Raw genomic sequence first — 14,734 nt, 5'->3', positions numbered from 1 at the left:
GTTCAGACGGACAGCGCCCACAAGGCCAGGCCATAGGCCAGCACGCCGCTCAGGGTCGCCCAGGCGATGCTGCCCAGCAGGCGCTTGCCCAGCATCACGCCCAGCAAGCCCAGCACGATGGGCAGGGCATTCTGCGCCGTGGGATGGCGGTCTATCATGCCCCAGAAAGACGCCGCCAGCAAAGCCACGATCGCCGACGGCCCCACGGCGTCCAGGGCATTGCGCAGGCCGCCGCGGCTCCAGACGCTTTCAAGCCCCTTTTTCTGACTGAGCATGGGCAGCAGGCGGATCAGGAAGGTGCCCGCGCCGCTCAGCGCGATCACCCACAACAAGGAAGCATCGGTCATTTGCAGCTCCATGATGTCATGCCCGGGCGCGCAGCGCGCCCAGCAGGGCGCCGGCCAGCATCCCGGCCACGATGGCGCCGTAGACGGGCAGGACAAACAGGCCGAGCAAGGTGGCCGCGGCAGCCCCTGCCAATACATAGAAGGCCACGATGCGCCTGATTTCCAGCAGCAGCGCAAAGAATAGCGCCGGCAGCACGAAACCCAGCGTCTGCGACAGCAAGGGCGAATCACGCAGCCAGTCGTGGCCGAAGAAAGCGCCCGCGGCCGTGCCGCCCACCCAGGCGAGATAGGCGCCCAGCTGCAGCCCGACATACCAGGATTCGCGCTCGTGGGCCGGCTGCCGGCCCAGCTTGCTGATGGACGTGGCAAAGACTTCATCGGTCAGGCCGGCGGCCAGCAGGAACATGGGACGGCGCCGCTGGCCTTGGTCCAGCTTGGCAAGCAAGGCGGGGCCATAGAACAAATGCCTCAGGTTCATCAGCAGGACAATGCCGACCACGCTGAACGCCGCGCCGCCGCTGGCCACCAGGCTGATCAGGATGAACTGGCTGGCGCCCGCATAGACCAGCACGGACACCAGCACCGCCATCCACGGGGATATGTCGGCGTATACGGCCGCCAGGCCAAACGACACCGCCACCGGCACATAGCCGACGGCGATGGCCAGGCTGTCGCGCAATCCGCGGAAAAAAGCCGGCGTCATGGCGCGTCAGGGCGCAAAGGCATTGATGAAGATGGCGGGATCGACGCGGGCATTGTTGAGGCTTATATTCCAGTGCAGATGGGGGCCGGTGGCGCGCCCCGTCGCCCCTACCCTGGCGATGACCTGGCCGCGCTTGACCTGGTCGCCCATTTTCACCTCGAACGCCGATAAATGGCAGTACATGGTGATGAAACCCTGACCATGATCAATGAAGACCGTCTTGCCGTTGAAGAAATAGTCGGCGACGATGGTGACCACGCCATCGGCGGGCGCCTTCACCGGCGTACCCTGCGGCACCGCGAAATCGAGGCCGGAATGCGGATTGCGCTCTTCGCCGTTGAAGAAGCGCCGCAGCCCGAAAGGGCTGGACAAGCGCCCGTCCACAGGCCTGTCCAGCGATACATTGCTCGGCGCATCTTCGCGAAAGCGGCCATAGGCGGCGATCTGCTCCTTGTATTCGCGTTCGTAGCGGCGGACTTGCTCGGGGTCGGGGTTCACCTGGCTCTTGTTCTTGAGCTTGATATGCTGGGCCTTGTAGTCCTTGCGGCCCACGAGAAAGCCGGCTTGCCGCGAGCCCCGCGCATCCTCCACCCTCAACACCTGCTGGCCCTGGGGTGTTTTCAGGTCTATTCCCACGACGGCTATCCATTGTTGATCGCTGTCGCGCAGCACCATGACCCGGTTTTCCTGGAGGAAGGCGCGCGGCGCCTGCGCGCCCTGCCCCAGGGCGACGACCGCCACCCCGCCCGGCACCGGATGATGCAGCAGGCGGCTGATATAACCCTGCGCGCCGGCCGCCAGCGGCCACCATAGCGCCGCCGCCATCAACAATGCGTATCCCCGCATGAATATTCCCCTTCCTGGCTATGGCGGCTCCTTCCGGGGCCGCCGTTTCTATTGAATTTCCGCGCGCCGGCGGCGCGCTAGCGGCGCCAGTTGCAGACCAGCACGCCCGCCACCGCTATGATAAAGCCCAGCAGCTGAATGGGGCCGAGACGGTCGCCGAACAGGAAGTAGGCCTCTATCGCCGCCAGGGGCGGGGCCAGGAACATGAGCGACGACGCCGTGGCCGCCTGGCCGCGCCGCACTATCCAGACCAGCAGCAGCGTACCGACGCCCGACAGCACGAACGCCGCCCAGATCAGCGACGCCCATAATTCGCCGGACCAGATCCAGCGGTCCTCCCCCAGTATCCAGACAAAAAGACCGGTGAAGAATACCGTGCCGATATTCTGCAGGGCGGCGGACACGCGGATATCCACGCCGGCGATCGACGTCTTCTGCAAAATGGTGCCAAAGGTGATGGACAGCACGGCCAGCAGCGCGATCAAGAGCACGCCCATGGAAAAGCCATCGTGGCCGCCCTGCGCCAGGCTGGGCTCTATCACCATGAAGACCCCCAGCAAGCCCAGCACCAGGCCCAGCCAGATTTTACGGGTCGGGACCTCCTTGAGGATGGGTATCGCGAAAAAGGCGGTCATCAGCGGCTGCAAGGAACCGATGAGCGCCATGATGGCGGGCGGCAGCCCCCCCGCGATGGCCCAATAGGTGCCCGACAGATACAGGCCCTGCAACAGGACACCCGCCAGCAGGTGCTTGGGCACCTGGCGCCAGGCCGGCCAGGGCACCTTTACGTAAAGCGCGATAGCCGTGAACATGGCGGCGGCCATCAGGGTGCGCACCAGCAGGAACAGGGTGGGATCGGCGTACGGAACAATCGCCTTGCCCACGATGAAGCCGGTGGACCAGATGAAAACGAACAATATCGCCAACGCCGCCATTGCTCAAGCCCGCTCTTGTCGCATTGAATACTGCCCCGCGCAGCCTGGAAAACCCGGATTATGGCGCACCGTAGCCGCCTCCGCCGGGAGTTTCGATGACAAACACATCGCCCGCCGCGAGTTCGGTGCTATCCTGCGGCCCCAGCGGGCTGCGGCTGCCATCGGCGCGCTCGACATAATTCAGGCCCAGCGCCCCGGCCTGGCCGCCGGCAAGGCCAAAAGGCGGATAGACGCGATTGTTGGACAGAATCGCCGCCGTCATGGGTTCCAGGAAACGCAGCTTGCGCACGCCGCCGTCGCCGCCGCGCCAGCGCCCCGCCCCTCCCGAACCCCGGCGTATTTCGTAGGATTCCAGCCTGACCGGGAAGCGCAGCTCCAGCACCTCGGGATCGGTCAAGCGGGAATTGGTCATATGCGCCTGCACCACCGACGTGCCATCGAAACCGCCCGCCTCCTCGAATGGCAAGCCTATGCGTTCGGGCCCGGCGCCGGTGCCGCCCGCCACGGTTTCATAATACTGGTATTGATGGTTGCCGAAGGTGAAATTGTTCATGCTGCCCTGGCTCGCGGCCAGCACCCCCAAGGCCCCGTACAAGGCATTGACGATGCACATGGAGGTTTCCACGTTGCCCGCCACCACCGCGGCCGGCGCGTTGGGCTTGAGCATGGAGCCCTGCGGCACGACGATTTCCAGCGGCTTCAGGCAGCCCGCATTCAGCGGGATATCGTCATCGACCAGCGTCCTGAAGACATACAGCACCGCCGCGACGGCGATCGATTCCGGCGCGTTGAAGTTATTGTCCAGCTGCGCCGACGTCCCCGTGAAGTCGATGACGGCGCTGCGGTCTTCCTGCCTGACCGTGATCGCCACGCGGATATGCGCCCCATTGTCCAGCGCGTAATCGAAGCGGCCGTCGCGCAGGCGCGTGATGACTTTGCGCACGGCTTCTTCGGCGTTGTCCTGCACATGCCGCATATAGGCCGCCACCACTCCCAGGCCGAACTGGTCGCACATATTCAGCAGTTCACGGGCGCCCTTTTCGTTGGCGGCGATCTGCGCGCGCATATCGGCCAGGTTCTGGTCGGGATTGCGGGCGGGCCATTTGCCTGAGCCCAGTATCGCCCGCGCCTCGGCCTCGCGGAACAGGCCATTGCCGACCAGCTGGAAATTGGTGAACAGCACGCCCTCGTCTTCCACGGTTTTCGAATTCGGCGGCATGGAGCCGGGCGTCAGCCCGCCGATATCGGCATGGTGGCCGCGCGAACCGACAAAAAACAATATGTCCAGGCCGGCCCTGTCGAACACCGGCGTGATGACCGTGACGTCGGGCAGATGCGTGCCGCCATGGTAAGGATCGTTAACCACATAGGCGTCGCCCGGCAGCATCCGGCCGGCATTCTCGCGCATGACGGTTTTGATCGATTCGCTCATCGACCCCAGGTGCACAGGCATATGCGGCGCATTGGCGATCAGGTTGCCCTGCACATCGAATATGGCGCAGGAGAAATCCAGTCTTTCCTTGATATTGACGGAGTACGCCGTATTCTGCAGGCGCACGCCCATCTGGTCGGCGATCGACATGAACAGGTTATTGAAGACTTCCAGCATGATGGGGTTGACCTCCGAGCTCACCTGCATCTGGCCGGTCAGGGGCTGCAGGCGCTCGAGCATCCAGTGATTCTGCCGCGTCAGCGTGGCCTGCCATTGCGGCTCGACCACCAGGGTCTGGTTGGGCTCGGCGATGATGGCCGGCCCATCGAGCACATCGCCCGCCTGCAGGTCGGCGCGCTCATAGACAGGCGTGTCGCGCCACTGGCCGGCGCTGAACATGGGGCGCAGCGCCCTGGCCCGCGCCGGCCCCTGGCGCGCCGGCGCGGGCGCCTCCGGCTCTTCTATCTGGTCGCCGGCGAGGCTGGCTTCCAGCGAAATCGACTCGACCACCAGGCGCCGGTCGGGCATGAGGAAGGAATAGCGCTGGCGATATGATTGCTCGAACTCCTGCTGCATCGCCGCCGCCGAATCGCCCAGCGGCACGTCCAGCGCCGTATCGGTGCCTTCGTACTTCAAGTGCACGCGGCAGGCGCAGCGTATCGGGCCGTGCTCGCCATGCTGCTCGCCCAGGCCTTGCGCGGCCTGCCGCGCCAGCTGTATCCGGCATTCCTCCAGGAAAGGCAACAGGCCGGCATCGAGCACTTTCTCGACGGTCTGCTGGCGGATTTCGATCTGGTCGGCCAGGCCCATGCCATAAGCGGACAGCACGCCGCCATAAGGATGCGAAAAAATCCGCGTCATGCCCAGGGCGTCGGCCACCAGGCAGGCGTGCTGCCCGCCCGCCCCGCCGAACACCGTCAAGGCATAAGTCGTGACATCGTGGCCTTGCTGGACCGAAATACGCTTGATGGCTTCAGCCATATTGCCGACCGCGATGGCGAGAAAGCCTTCGGCCAGGGCTTCGGCGCCCATTTCCCGCCCGGTGGCCTCGGCCACCGCCATGGCCATCCGCCCGAACTGCTCGCGCACCGTGGCGGCATCCAGCGGCTCGTCCGCCCTCGGGCCGAAGACCGGGGGAAAGAAGTCGGGCTGGATCTTGCCCAGCATGACATTGCAGTCCGTGACCGCCAGAGGGCCGCCGCGGCGATAGCAAGCCGGCCCCGGGTTCGCCCCGGCCGAGTCGGGCCCCACCCGCAAGCGCGCGCCATCGAAATGCAGGATGGAGCCCCCGCCCGCCGCCACGGTATTGATGCTCATCATCGGAGCCCGCATGCGCACGCCCGCCACCAGCGTCTCGAACTCGCGCTCGAATTCGCCGGCATAGTGGGAAACGTCGGTGGATGTGCCGCCCATGTCGAAGCCGATGACCTTGGAGAGGCCCGCGCGCTCGCTGGTGCGCGCCATCCCGACAATGCCGCCGGCCGGCCCCGACAGGATGGCGTCCTTGCCGCGAAACCTGCCGGCCTGCGTCAGGCCGCCGCTGGACTGCATGAACAGCAGGGGCACGCCGGGCAATTCCAGGGCCACCTGCTCGACATAGCGCTGCAATATGGGGGAAAGATAGGCATCGACCACGGTAGTGTCGCCGCGCGACACGAACTTGATCAGCGGGCTGACCTCATGCGACACCGATACCTGGGTAAAGCCGATATCGCGCGCCAGCCGCGCCACCAGCACTTCATGGTCGGCCCGCAGCCAGGCGTGCATCAATACGACCGCGATGGCGCGCACGCCCCGCTCATGGACCTCGGTCAGTTGCGCTCGCAGGGCGGCCAGGTCCGGCGCCCGCAGCACCTGGCCGCGCGCATCCAGGCGTTCATCGACTTCGACGACGCCCTCGTACAGCAATTCGGGCAGCACGACATGGCGGTCGAACAGGCGCGGACGGTTCTGGTAGGCGATGCGCAGCGCGTCCCGGAAGCCGCGGGTGGTCACCAGCACCGTGCGTTCGCCCTTGCGCTCGAGCAGCGCATTGGTGGCCACGGTCGTGCCCATCTTGACGCATTCGATGCTCCCGGCCGGCAGTTTGCCGTTCGGCGCCACATTGAGGATGCGCCTTATCCCCGCCACCGCGGCGTCGCGATATTGCTCCGGATTCTCGGATAGCAGCTTGCAGGTCAGGATATGCCGCTCGGGCGTCACCGCCACAATGTCGGTGAAAGTGCCGCCGCGATCGACCCAAAATTGCCACTTCTTCATGCGCGCTCCGATTGCCGGCTGGACGGACAAGGCCGCTGAGGCCTTGTTTAAATCTAAAGGAAACGATTAGAACGCTTTCCCCGTTCCTGCGCAAACCATGCGGCCGGCGAGCCCTAGTAATTACCCTGAATTGGCCTTCGAACGGCCTGAAATCGCCAATTCGCACACTACAATCGGATCGCTCCGCGTGTTGCACTGATGTGCCTTTCCACTCAAAGGATACCCATAATGAAAAAGACGCTTGCTTTACTGGCGGCGACCGGCGCCGCCGCTTTTGCACTGAATGCTCAAGCCGCGACCAAATGGGATCTTCCCAGCGCGTATCCGGCGTCCAACCTGCACACCCAGAACCTGGAGCAGTTCGCCAAGGACGTCAGCGCGCTGTCGGGCGGTGAACTCAACATCACGCTGCACAGCAACGCGTCGCTCTACAAGGCGCCTGAAATCAAGCGCGCCGTGCAAGGCAATCAGGCGCAGATCGGCGAGATCCTGCTCACCAACTATGCCAACGAAGATCCGGTGTATGCGCTGGACGGGCTGCCCTTCCTGGCGACCGGCTACGATGCCGCCTGGAAACTCTACCAGGCGCAGAAGGACCTGCTGAACAAGAAACTGGCCACGCAGGGCATGACCCTGCTTTACACCGTCGCCTGGCCGCCCCAGGGCATTTTCGCCAACAAGGACATCAAGACCGTCGCCGACCTCAAAGGCGTCAAATGGCGCGCCTACAGCCCCGTGACGGCGAGAATCGCCGAACTGGTCGGCGCCCAGCCCGTGACCATCCAGCAGTCGGAACTGGCGCAAGCCATGGCCACCGGCGTCGTCAATGCCTTCATGACCTCGGGGTCCACCGGATGGGACACCAAGACCTACGAATACATCAAGAAGTTCTATGACACCCAGGCCTGGCTGCCCAAGAATGCGATCATCGTCAACAAGAAAGCTTTCGACGCGCTGGACGACAAGAGCAGGAAAGCGCTGCTGCAGGCGGGCGCCGACGCGGAAAAACGCGGCTGGGCCTTGTCCAAGGAGAAAACCCAGTGGTATCTGGACAACCTGGCCAAGAACGGCATGGAAATCATCGAGCCCAGCCCGGAGCTGATGCAAGGCCTGGATAAAGTCGGCGATACCATGCTGGCCGAATGGATCCAGAAGGCCGGCCCGGACGGCCAGAAAGTCATCGATGCCTTCCGGGCAAGCAAATAAGCATGCGCCGTTTCCTGGATAGCCTTTACCTGGCGGCCGGCGGCCTGGCCGCCGTTTTCATGGTTGGCGTGCTGGTGGCGGTGGTCATGTCCGTCGCCACGCGCCAGCTGGGCCTGCATATAGGCGGGCTGGACGCCTATGCAGGCTATTCCATGGCCGCCGCCGGCTTTCTCGCCCTGGCCCACACATTCAAAAGCGGGGAACATATACGGGTTACGCTGGTGCTGTCGGCCCTGCCATCCAGGGCCAGCATGCGGCTGGATATTTTCGCGCTACTCGTGGCCTGCGCCATTACCGCCAATTTATGCTGGTTCAGCGCCAAACTGGCGCTGGACTCTTACTCTTACAACGATATCTCGACGGGCGACGACGCCACTCCGCTGTGGATTCCGCAAATCGCCATGGCCGTGGGCACCCTGATCTTTTTCATCGCCGTGCTCGATGAAACCATAAGGCGCATGCGGGGCATACCCGAAGCAAGGCTTACTGAAGAAGCACACTATGAATGAAGCGCTGGTAACGTCGCTCCTGGTCTTGTCCATTTTTGGATTCCTGGCCGGCGGGGTATGGGTGGGCCTGACGCTGGCCGGAGCCGCGTGGCTGGGGATGGAGCTGTTTTCCAATCGACCCGCCGGCGACGCCATGGCCATCACCATCTGGGGCGCGGCTTCGAGCTGGACCCTCACCGCCTTGCCCCTGTTCCTCTGGATGGGCGAGATCCTGTTCCGATCGCGCCTTTCCCAGGACCTGTTCAAAGGGCTTGCGCCATGGCTGGACCGGATTCCAGGCCGCCTGCTGCACACCAATGTGGTCGGCTGCGCGATCTTTGCGGCCGTTTCCGGATCGTCGGCCGCAACCTGCGCCACGATAGGCAAGATGACCATACCGGAACTGACCCGGCGCGGCTATCCGCAAGACCAGATCATCGGCACGCTGGCCGGGGCCGGCACGCTGGGTCTGCTCATTCCGCCATCCATCATCATGATCGTCTATGGCGTATCGGCCGATGTCTCCATCTCCAAGCTTTTCATCGCCGGCATCTTTCCAGGCATCTTGCTGGCCGGCCTTTTCATGGGCTACATCGCCATCTGGGCGCTGCTGCATCCGGATCAAATCCCCCACGCCGACGAGCCGCTGACTTTCCGCCAGAAGATCCACGAGTCGCGCCACCTGATCCCGGTCGTCATTCTCATCGCCGTCGTACTCAGCTCCATCTATACTGGTTTCGCGACCGCGACGGAAGCCGCCGCGGTCGGCGTGCTGGGCTCGCTCATCCTGTCGCTGGCCCAGGGCTCGCTGAACGGGAAGGTCTTCAAAGCATCGCTGATGGGCGCGACCAGGCTGTACTGCATGATCGCCCTGATCCTGGCCGGCGCGCAGTTCCTGACCCTGGCCATGGGCTATATCGGCTTGCCGCGGGCGCTGGCCGAATGGATAACGTCGCTGGGCCTGACGCAATTCGGCCTCATTGTGGCCCTGATGGTGTTTTTCATCATTCTCGGCTGCTTCCTGGACGGCATCTCCATCGTGGTGCTGACCATGGGCGTGCTGCTGCCCACGGTGACCGCGGCCGGCATAGACTTGATATGGTTCGGCATATTCCTGGTCTTCGTCATCGAAATGGCGCAGATAACCCCGCCGGTAGGCTTCAACTTGTTCGTGCTCTCGGGCATGACCAGGAAAGAGCTGCCCTATCTGGCGCGGGTGTCCTTTCCCATGTTCCTGCTGATGATAGCCGGCGTCCTGATCGTGTATGCCGTGCCGGAAATCGCCACCTGGCTGCCCAGGCACATGACCATGTAAAGCGGGATGGCGCCCAGCCGGTTCAAGCCAGCAGCTTTCCCGCCGACAGCCGCAATTCCCGCTGGCACAAGCCGGCCAGTTGCGCATCGTGGGTCACCAGGACCAGCGTGGTCTGATGTTCCCGATGCAGCGCGAACATCAGTTCGATGATCCTCGCGCCGTTTTGCGGGTCCAGGCTTCCGGTGGGCTCGTCGGCGAACAGCAGGCGGGGCTGCACCACGAAGGCCCGCGCCAGTGAAACCCGCTGCTGCTCGCCGCCCGACAGGGTCTTGGGGTAATGGTCCAGGCGGTCCTTCAGGCCCACGCGCTCCAGCATGCTCTTTGCGGCCTCGAGCGCGGGCTTTCCGGCGAGTTCCAAAGGCAGCATGACATTTTCCAGGGCCGTAAGATTGGGCAATAGCTGGAACGACTGGAACACAAAGCCCACATGCGCCGCGCGCAAGGCCGCGCGGGCCTCTTCATCGCGCGCGAACAAATCGTGGCCCAACAGCTTTACCTGGCCGGACGAGGGAACGTCCAGGCCGGCCAGCAGTCCAAGCAAAGTCGACTTGCCGGAGCCCGAGCTGCCGGTCACGGCGACTGCCTGGCCATCGGGAACGGTAAAACTGACATTGCTTAAAATATCGAGCACGCCCGAAGAGTCGCTGACTCTTTGGCATAACTGACTGACTTCGATTGAATGGATGTAATTCATGTGGATACGCTGGCGTCTTATAGTTGCGGCACTTTGCTGCCTGCCCTTGTCGAGCATGGCCGCGAATGCGGCCCCTGGCCCCGGCCCGGCAATACTGGTGATCGGCGACAGCCTGTCGGCGGAGTATGGCTTGCAGCGCGATTCCGGCTGGGTTGCCCTGCTAGGCCGCCGCCTGGCCCAAGAGAAAACAGGATACCAGATACACAACTCCAGCATCAGCGGCGACACCACCAGCGGCGGGCTGAGCCGCCTGCCTGCCGCGCTGGCGCGCTACCGGCCGGAAATCGTGATCCTGGAACTCGGCAGCAATGACGCCTTGCGGGGGTTGTCGCTGAAGATGACGCAGGACAATCTGTCGAAAATGGTGGCCATGTCGCAGCAATCCCGGGCCAGCGTGCTGTTGCTGGGCATGCGCATACCGCCCAACTACGGGCGCCAATATACTGAACAATTCCAGCAGCTTTTCGCCGCGACGGCCCAGGAATACAAGGCCGCCCTGGTGCCCTTCCTGTTCGAGGGCATCGCCGCCGACAAGCGCATGTTCCAGGCCGACGGCATGCATCCCAACGAACAGGCCCAGGCGACCCTGGCCGAGAACGTCTGGGAAAAGCTGCAGCCCATGCTCAGGCCCCAGTAAGGCACGGCCGGCGCGGGCTTTGCGGCCAACGCCGCCGCCCGGCCTAATTGGCCTAATTCTGCGCGGTTTCGCCGGCCAGCGCCTTCTGGGCTTCCGGCAGCACCTTGACCTTGGCCTGGACGCGCATGGATTTGAGCACCGCCTGCTGTTCGGCGCGCCCCCATGCCTGGCTCAGTTCCACCGGCAATGCGGCGAGCATGGGATCATCGGCCTTGCCCGCCTTGGCCTCTTCGATGCGCACGATGACAAAGCCCTGCGGCCCTTTGACGCCGGCATATTCGGGCAAAGCCTTGCCCGGAGCCGCGAATGCCGCGTCAAGCACCGGCTTGCCCAGGCCCTGAGGGTTGATGCGGCTGACGGTAAGCGGCGTGCCGAATTTTTCAGGGACCTGGGTTTTATCCTGAGCCTTGCGGAATGAGGCAAGCGCCTCTTGCCCGGCTTTCTCGGAGGCGGCCAGCGCGCCTGCGGTCTTCAGTTGCTCAAGTATGTGGCCCTTGACTTTATCGAGCTCCGGAACATGGGCCGGCGCGACCGCCTCGACCCGCACGACCACCATGGTGTCGGGCGAGATTTCGATGACGCCCGAATTCTGCTTTTCGTTCAGCGCCTGCGGGGTGAACAGGGCGCGGCGAACGCGCGCGTCATCCAGGATGGAAGCGTCTTCGCCGGCGGAGGCCGCATTGGCCCCGACTTCGTCGGACGGCAGGAGGCGATCGCGGGCAATGCCGGCGGCCGATTTGACTTTCACGCCCAGCGCGTCGGCGGCGGGCTGCAGGCTGGCGGGATTGTCATACACCAGGCTGGTAAGACGCGTGGCCATGTCGGCGTAGCGTTCCGCGCCAAGCTGGCGGCGCACCTCGACTTCGATCTTGGCTTTGGCTTCCTCGAAGGATTCGCCCTTCTCGGCCTGGACATCGTCCGCCTGGAAAATATGGTAGCCGCCGGGCCCGTCGACCACGTCCGAAACATCGCCCTTGCCCAGCGCGAACACGGCCTCTTCCAGGCCGGCGGGCCAGGAGCCCTTGGTGATCCAGCCCAGCTTGCCGCCGTCCTTGGCCGTGCCGGCGTCCTGCGATTCGGCGCGCGCAATGGCGGCGAAGGCGGACTTGTCGGCGCGGACCTTCTTGGCGATTTCCTCCGCCTTGGCCTTGGCCGCGGCGCGCTGGTCGTCGGTCGCGCCTACCGGAACATTGACCTGGATATGGCTGACATTGACGCGGGCCGGCTGCACATAGCGGGCCTTGTTCTGCTCGTAATACTTCTGCAGATCCTCGAGTTTCGCGGCGGGCAGGTTTTCCATCGCCGCCGCCTCGTTGAGCAACAGATACTGCGCGCTGACCTGTTCGGGAAGCTCGAGGCTTTGCTTGTTCTTTTCGTACCAGGCCGCGACATCGGCGTCGCTGACCATGAGGTCTTTTTCGTAATCGCTGGCCGGATACGCCACCAGCCGTATGGTCCGCTCTTCGGTCAGCACGTGCTCCAGCTTGCTTACCACCGATGCGGGAACACTGGCGGTAAGCGCGACCGGGCCCAGCACGCGGTCCAGCGCCAGCTCGGCGCGCTGGCTTTGTTCGAAGTCGCGCGTAGTCAGGCCCGCCGAAGCCAGCACCTGGTTATAGCGCTCGGGCGAGAACTGCCCATTGACCTGCAGTTGCGGCATCGAAGCGATCGCCTGGCGCAGGGCCGTATCGGAAACGCTGAATCGTTCCTTGGTCGCGGTGGTGGCCATCACGCGGCGATCGATCAGCGATTCGAGCAGGGCGCGGCGCGCCGGCTCGTTGTCGAGCACGGCCGGATCGAAGCCCCCCTGGCTGTTCTGCTGCAACTGCTCGAGCTGGTTGCGGCGCGCCTGGTCGAATTCTTGCTGGGTGATGGAGGAGCTCCCTACCTTGACAAGCTCATGATCGCCCGACACGTAGTTGGTATAGCCGCTGACGCCAATCAACACGAAGGACGGCAGGATCAGCACCAACAGAACCAGTTGCATCAAGCGTTGATGCGTACGTATAAAATCGAACATTAATCACCCACTGACACGCAGCCCATAAGATCGTGCGCGACGGTTACATCAAAAAAGGCGACCGAGATCGCCATGATTACGAAAAACCCCAGTAGAACACTAAAATTTTTATGCAGTTTACCACCACCTTTGCGCGAGCTCGCAGGGTAATGTGGGCAAGTGGCGATAAAATGCCAGCATTGTTTCTGCCGCTGGAATAACCGGATACCCACGATGCCCGACACCCCGACCTGGCCCTACCCGAAACTGATAGCTCATCGCGGCGCAGGCCGCCAGGCTCCCGAGAACACCCTGGCGGCTATGCGCCTGGGCGCCCGGCACGGCTTCACCATGATGGAGTATGACGTCAAGCTCAGCCAGGACGGCGTGGCCGTGCTGCTGCACGACGACGCGGTCGACCGCACCTCCAGCGGCGCCGGCGACGCCGCCGGCAAAACCTTCAAGGAGCTGGCCTTGCTCGATTTCGGCGCCTGGCATTCCCGGGATTACGCGGGCGAACCCATCCCGACCCTGCAGTCCATCGCCGCCTACACCCTGGCCAACGGCATACGCAGCAATATCGAGATCAAGCCCAGCGCCGGCGCCGAGGCGGAGACCGGCAGGCAGGTGGCCCGCCTGGCCCGCGAACTTTGGGCCGGCGCCGATGTCCCGCCCCTGCTGTCGTCCTTCTCGGAAATCGCGCTCGAGGCGGCCATGCAGGCGGCCCCTGAACTCCCGCGCGCGCTGCTTATCGAACGCGAAGTGCCCGGCGACTGGCCCAGCCGCTTGCGGCGCCTGGGCTGCGTGGGCCTGAACCTGAACCATAAATACACCACGCTGCCCCTGGCGCGGGCGGTGCTCGACGCCGGCCATACCCTGGCCGTCTGGACGGTGAACGAGCCGGCGCGGGCGCAGGAACTGCTGGACTGGGGCTGCAACGCCATCGTCACCGATGAGATCCAGACCATTTCACCGGCCTATTTCATCTAGACCCAAAGGAATCATTCTTGTTCAGCTACCGACACGCTTTCCACGCCGGCAACCACGCCGACGTGCTCAAGCACGCCATCTTCATCCACATTCTGGATTACCTCAATCGCAAAGACACCCCGTATTCGGTCATCGATACCCATGCCGGCGCGGGGCTCTATGATCTGCGCAGCGAATGGGCTCTGACCAACGGCGAATTCGTCGACGGACTGGATCGCGTCCTGCAGGCGCAGGACATGCCGCCGATGATGGAAAGGTACCTGGAGGAAGTGCGCTTCTTCAACCCCGACGGCGTCGCCAACTTCTATCCGGGCTCGCCCTGGCTGGCCCTGCGCGCCCTGCGCGAGCGCGACCGCCTGCGCCTGTTCGAAATGCACCCCTCGGAAGCCGAAGTGCTCAAGCATAATCTGGCGCAACAAGGCCGCGCCGCCCTGCGCCAGACCACTATCTACGAGGCCGACGGCTTCGAAGGCCTGAAGGCGCAACTGCCGCCGCCGTCGCGCCGCGGGGTGGTGATCATAGACCCTTCGTACGAAGACAAGCAGGACTACCGCAAGGCGCTGCTGGCCATCAACGAAGGCCTGAAACGATTCGCCACCGGCTGTTTTGCCTTATGGTATCCCCTGGTGCAGCGGCGCGAAGCCCAGGAACTGGCGCGCTCGCTGGAACGCCTGAAGACGCCATGGGTGCATGCCAGCCTGACCGTGCGCAAGCCCAGCGAGGACGGTTTCGGCCTGCACGGCAGCGGCATGTTCATCCTGAACCCGCCCTGGACCCTGCACGCCGAACTGGCCGGCACCCTGCCCTGGCTGCGCGACAAGCTCGCGATAGACGACCGGGCCGGCTTCACACTGGACCAGCACAGCGTTTGATGCGCAACGAT

Annotated in this window: 13 protein-coding genes; 6 read left to right on the top strand and 7 right to left on the bottom strand. The window is 63.9% G+C overall.

Annotated elements, in window-relative coordinates; all coding sequences use genetic code 11:
- Positions 1–2: 2 nt before the first annotated feature.
- The 5 genes from BUB23_RS20260 to BUB23_RS20240 all read right to left on the bottom strand — a co-directional run bounded on the left by BUB23_RS20260 (position 3) and on the right by BUB23_RS20240 (position 6,522).
- Positions 3–347, bottom strand: coding sequence for an AzlD domain-containing protein (locus BUB23_RS20260; protein WP_178372363.1), 345 nt, complete (start codon positions 345–347; stop codon positions 3–5).
- Between the two features lie 16 nt (positions 348–363).
- Entirely contained in the window at positions 364–1,050 is a 687-nt protein-coding gene (locus BUB23_RS20255) for an AzlC family ABC transporter permease (RefSeq protein ID WP_073106935.1), read from the bottom strand.
- A gap of 6 nt (positions 1,051–1,056) precedes the next feature.
- Positions 1,057–1,896, bottom strand: a complete 840-nt coding sequence (locus tag BUB23_RS20250; RefSeq protein ID WP_073106932.1) for a peptidoglycan DD-metalloendopeptidase family protein — start codon at positions 1,894–1,896, stop codon at positions 1,057–1,059.
- A gap of 77 nt (positions 1,897–1,973) precedes the next feature.
- Positions 1,974–2,831, bottom strand: coding sequence for a DMT family transporter (locus BUB23_RS20245; protein WP_073106930.1), 858 nt, complete (start codon positions 2,829–2,831; stop codon positions 1,974–1,976).
- A gap of 58 nt (positions 2,832–2,889) precedes the next feature.
- Positions 2,890–6,522: a hydantoinase B/oxoprolinase family protein gene (locus BUB23_RS20240; protein ID WP_073106927.1), complete on the bottom strand. Its 3,633-nt coding sequence runs from the start codon at positions 6,520–6,522 to the stop codon at positions 2,890–2,892.
- Positions 6,523–6,750: 228 nt separating this feature from the next.
- Between BUB23_RS20240 and BUB23_RS20235 the strand changes: the two genes are divergently transcribed.
- The 3 genes from BUB23_RS20235 to BUB23_RS20225 are packed head-to-tail and all read left to right on the top strand — an operon-like array spanning position 6,751 to position 9,531.
- Positions 6,751–7,728, top strand: a complete 978-nt coding sequence (locus BUB23_RS20235; protein ID WP_073106924.1) for a TRAP transporter substrate-binding protein — start codon at positions 6,751–6,753, stop codon at positions 7,726–7,728.
- A 2-nt stretch (positions 7,729–7,730) separates the two neighbouring features.
- Positions 7,731–8,237, top strand: a complete 507-nt coding sequence (locus BUB23_RS20230) for a TRAP transporter small permease (protein WP_073106921.1) — start codon at positions 7,731–7,733, stop codon at positions 8,235–8,237.
- Positions 8,230–9,531, top strand: coding sequence for a TRAP transporter large permease (locus tag BUB23_RS20225; protein ID WP_073106918.1), 1,302 nt, complete (start codon positions 8,230–8,232; stop codon positions 9,529–9,531). Before BUB23_RS20230 ends, BUB23_RS20225 begins: the two co-directional genes overlap by 8 nt.
- Positions 9,532–9,553: 22 nt before the next feature.
- Here the strand turns inward: BUB23_RS20225 and BUB23_RS20220 are convergent, their stop codons facing one another.
- A complete protein-coding gene (locus BUB23_RS20220) occupies positions 9,554–10,225 on the bottom strand; it encodes an ABC transporter ATP-binding protein (RefSeq protein ID WP_073106916.1) in 672 nt (223 codons plus the stop codon).
- Between the two features lie 55 nt (positions 10,226–10,280).
- On the opposite strand from BUB23_RS20220, the gene BUB23_RS20215 reads away from it, so the two are divergent.
- Positions 10,281–10,862 (top strand): arylesterase, encoded by a 582-nt coding sequence (locus tag BUB23_RS20215; RefSeq protein ID WP_245801336.1) that lies wholly within the window; start codon positions 10,281–10,283, stop codon positions 10,860–10,862.
- 52 nt (positions 10,863–10,914) lie between these two features.
- Here BUB23_RS20215 and BUB23_RS20210 read toward each other — a convergent pair whose 3' ends face one another.
- Positions 10,915–12,882: a SurA N-terminal domain-containing protein gene (locus tag BUB23_RS20210; RefSeq protein WP_073106911.1), complete on the bottom strand. Its 1,968-nt coding sequence runs from the start codon at positions 12,880–12,882 to the stop codon at positions 10,915–10,917.
- 213 nt (positions 12,883–13,095) lie between these two features.
- Between BUB23_RS20210 and ugpQ the strand changes: the two genes are divergently transcribed.
- Positions 13,096–13,851, top strand: a complete 756-nt coding sequence (gene ugpQ, locus BUB23_RS20205) for a glycerophosphodiester phosphodiesterase (RefSeq protein WP_073106908.1) — start codon at positions 13,096–13,098, stop codon at positions 13,849–13,851.
- A gap of 17 nt (positions 13,852–13,868) precedes the next feature.
- Positions 13,869–14,723: a 23S rRNA (adenine(2030)-N(6))-methyltransferase RlmJ gene (locus BUB23_RS20200; RefSeq protein ID WP_073106905.1), complete on the top strand. Its 855-nt coding sequence runs from the start codon at positions 13,869–13,871 to the stop codon at positions 14,721–14,723.
- The last annotated feature ends 11 nt before the right edge of the window (positions 14,724–14,734 follow it).

The sequence above is a fragment of the Pollutimonas bauzanensis genome, from assembly GCF_900129885.1.
Lineage (GTDB): Bacteria > Pseudomonadota > Gammaproteobacteria > Burkholderiales > Burkholderiaceae_B > Pollutimonas > Pollutimonas bauzanensis.
Note: the sequence above shows the minus strand (reverse complement) of the source record. Positions and strands in the feature narration are given on the sequence as shown.

Bases quoted from the DNA above. Each gene is read 5' to 3' on its own strand.
- BUB23_RS20260 (WP_178372363.1), bottom strand. From the start codon at position 347: ATGACCGATGCTTCCTTGTTGTGGGTGATCGCGCTGAGCGGCGCGGGC.
- BUB23_RS20255 (WP_073106935.1), bottom strand. From the start codon at position 1,050: ATGACGCCGGCTTTTTTCCGCGGATTGCGCGACAGCCTGGCCATCGCC.
- BUB23_RS20250 (WP_073106932.1), bottom strand. From the start codon at position 1,896: ATGCGGGGATACGCATTGTTGATGGCGGCGGCGCTATGGTGGCCGCTG.
- BUB23_RS20245 (WP_073106930.1), bottom strand. From the start codon at position 2,831: ATGGCGGCGTTGGCGATATTGTTCGTTTTCATCTGGTCCACCGGCTTC.
- BUB23_RS20240 (WP_073106927.1), bottom strand. From the start codon at position 6,522: ATGAAGAAGTGGCAATTTTGGGTCGATCGCGGCGGCACTTTCACCGAC.
- BUB23_RS20235 (WP_073106924.1), top strand. From the start codon at position 6,751: ATGAAAAAGACGCTTGCTTTACTGGCGGCGACCGGCGCCGCCGCTTTT.
- BUB23_RS20230 (WP_073106921.1), top strand. From the start codon at position 7,731: ATGCGCCGTTTCCTGGATAGCCTTTACCTGGCGGCCGGCGGCCTGGCC.
- BUB23_RS20225 (WP_073106918.1), top strand. From the start codon at position 8,230: ATGAATGAAGCGCTGGTAACGTCGCTCCTGGTCTTGTCCATTTTTGGA.
- BUB23_RS20220 (WP_073106916.1), bottom strand. From the start codon at position 10,225: ATGAATTACATCCATTCAATCGAAGTCAGTCAGTTATGCCAAAGAGTC.
- BUB23_RS20215 (WP_245801336.1), top strand. From the start codon at position 10,281: ATGGCCGCGAATGCGGCCCCTGGCCCCGGCCCGGCAATACTGGTGATC.
- BUB23_RS20210 (WP_073106911.1), bottom strand. From the start codon at position 12,882: ATGTTCGATTTTATACGTACGCATCAACGCTTGATGCAACTGGTTCTG.
- ugpQ (WP_073106908.1), top strand. From the start codon at position 13,096: ATGCCCGACACCCCGACCTGGCCCTACCCGAAACTGATAGCTCATCGC.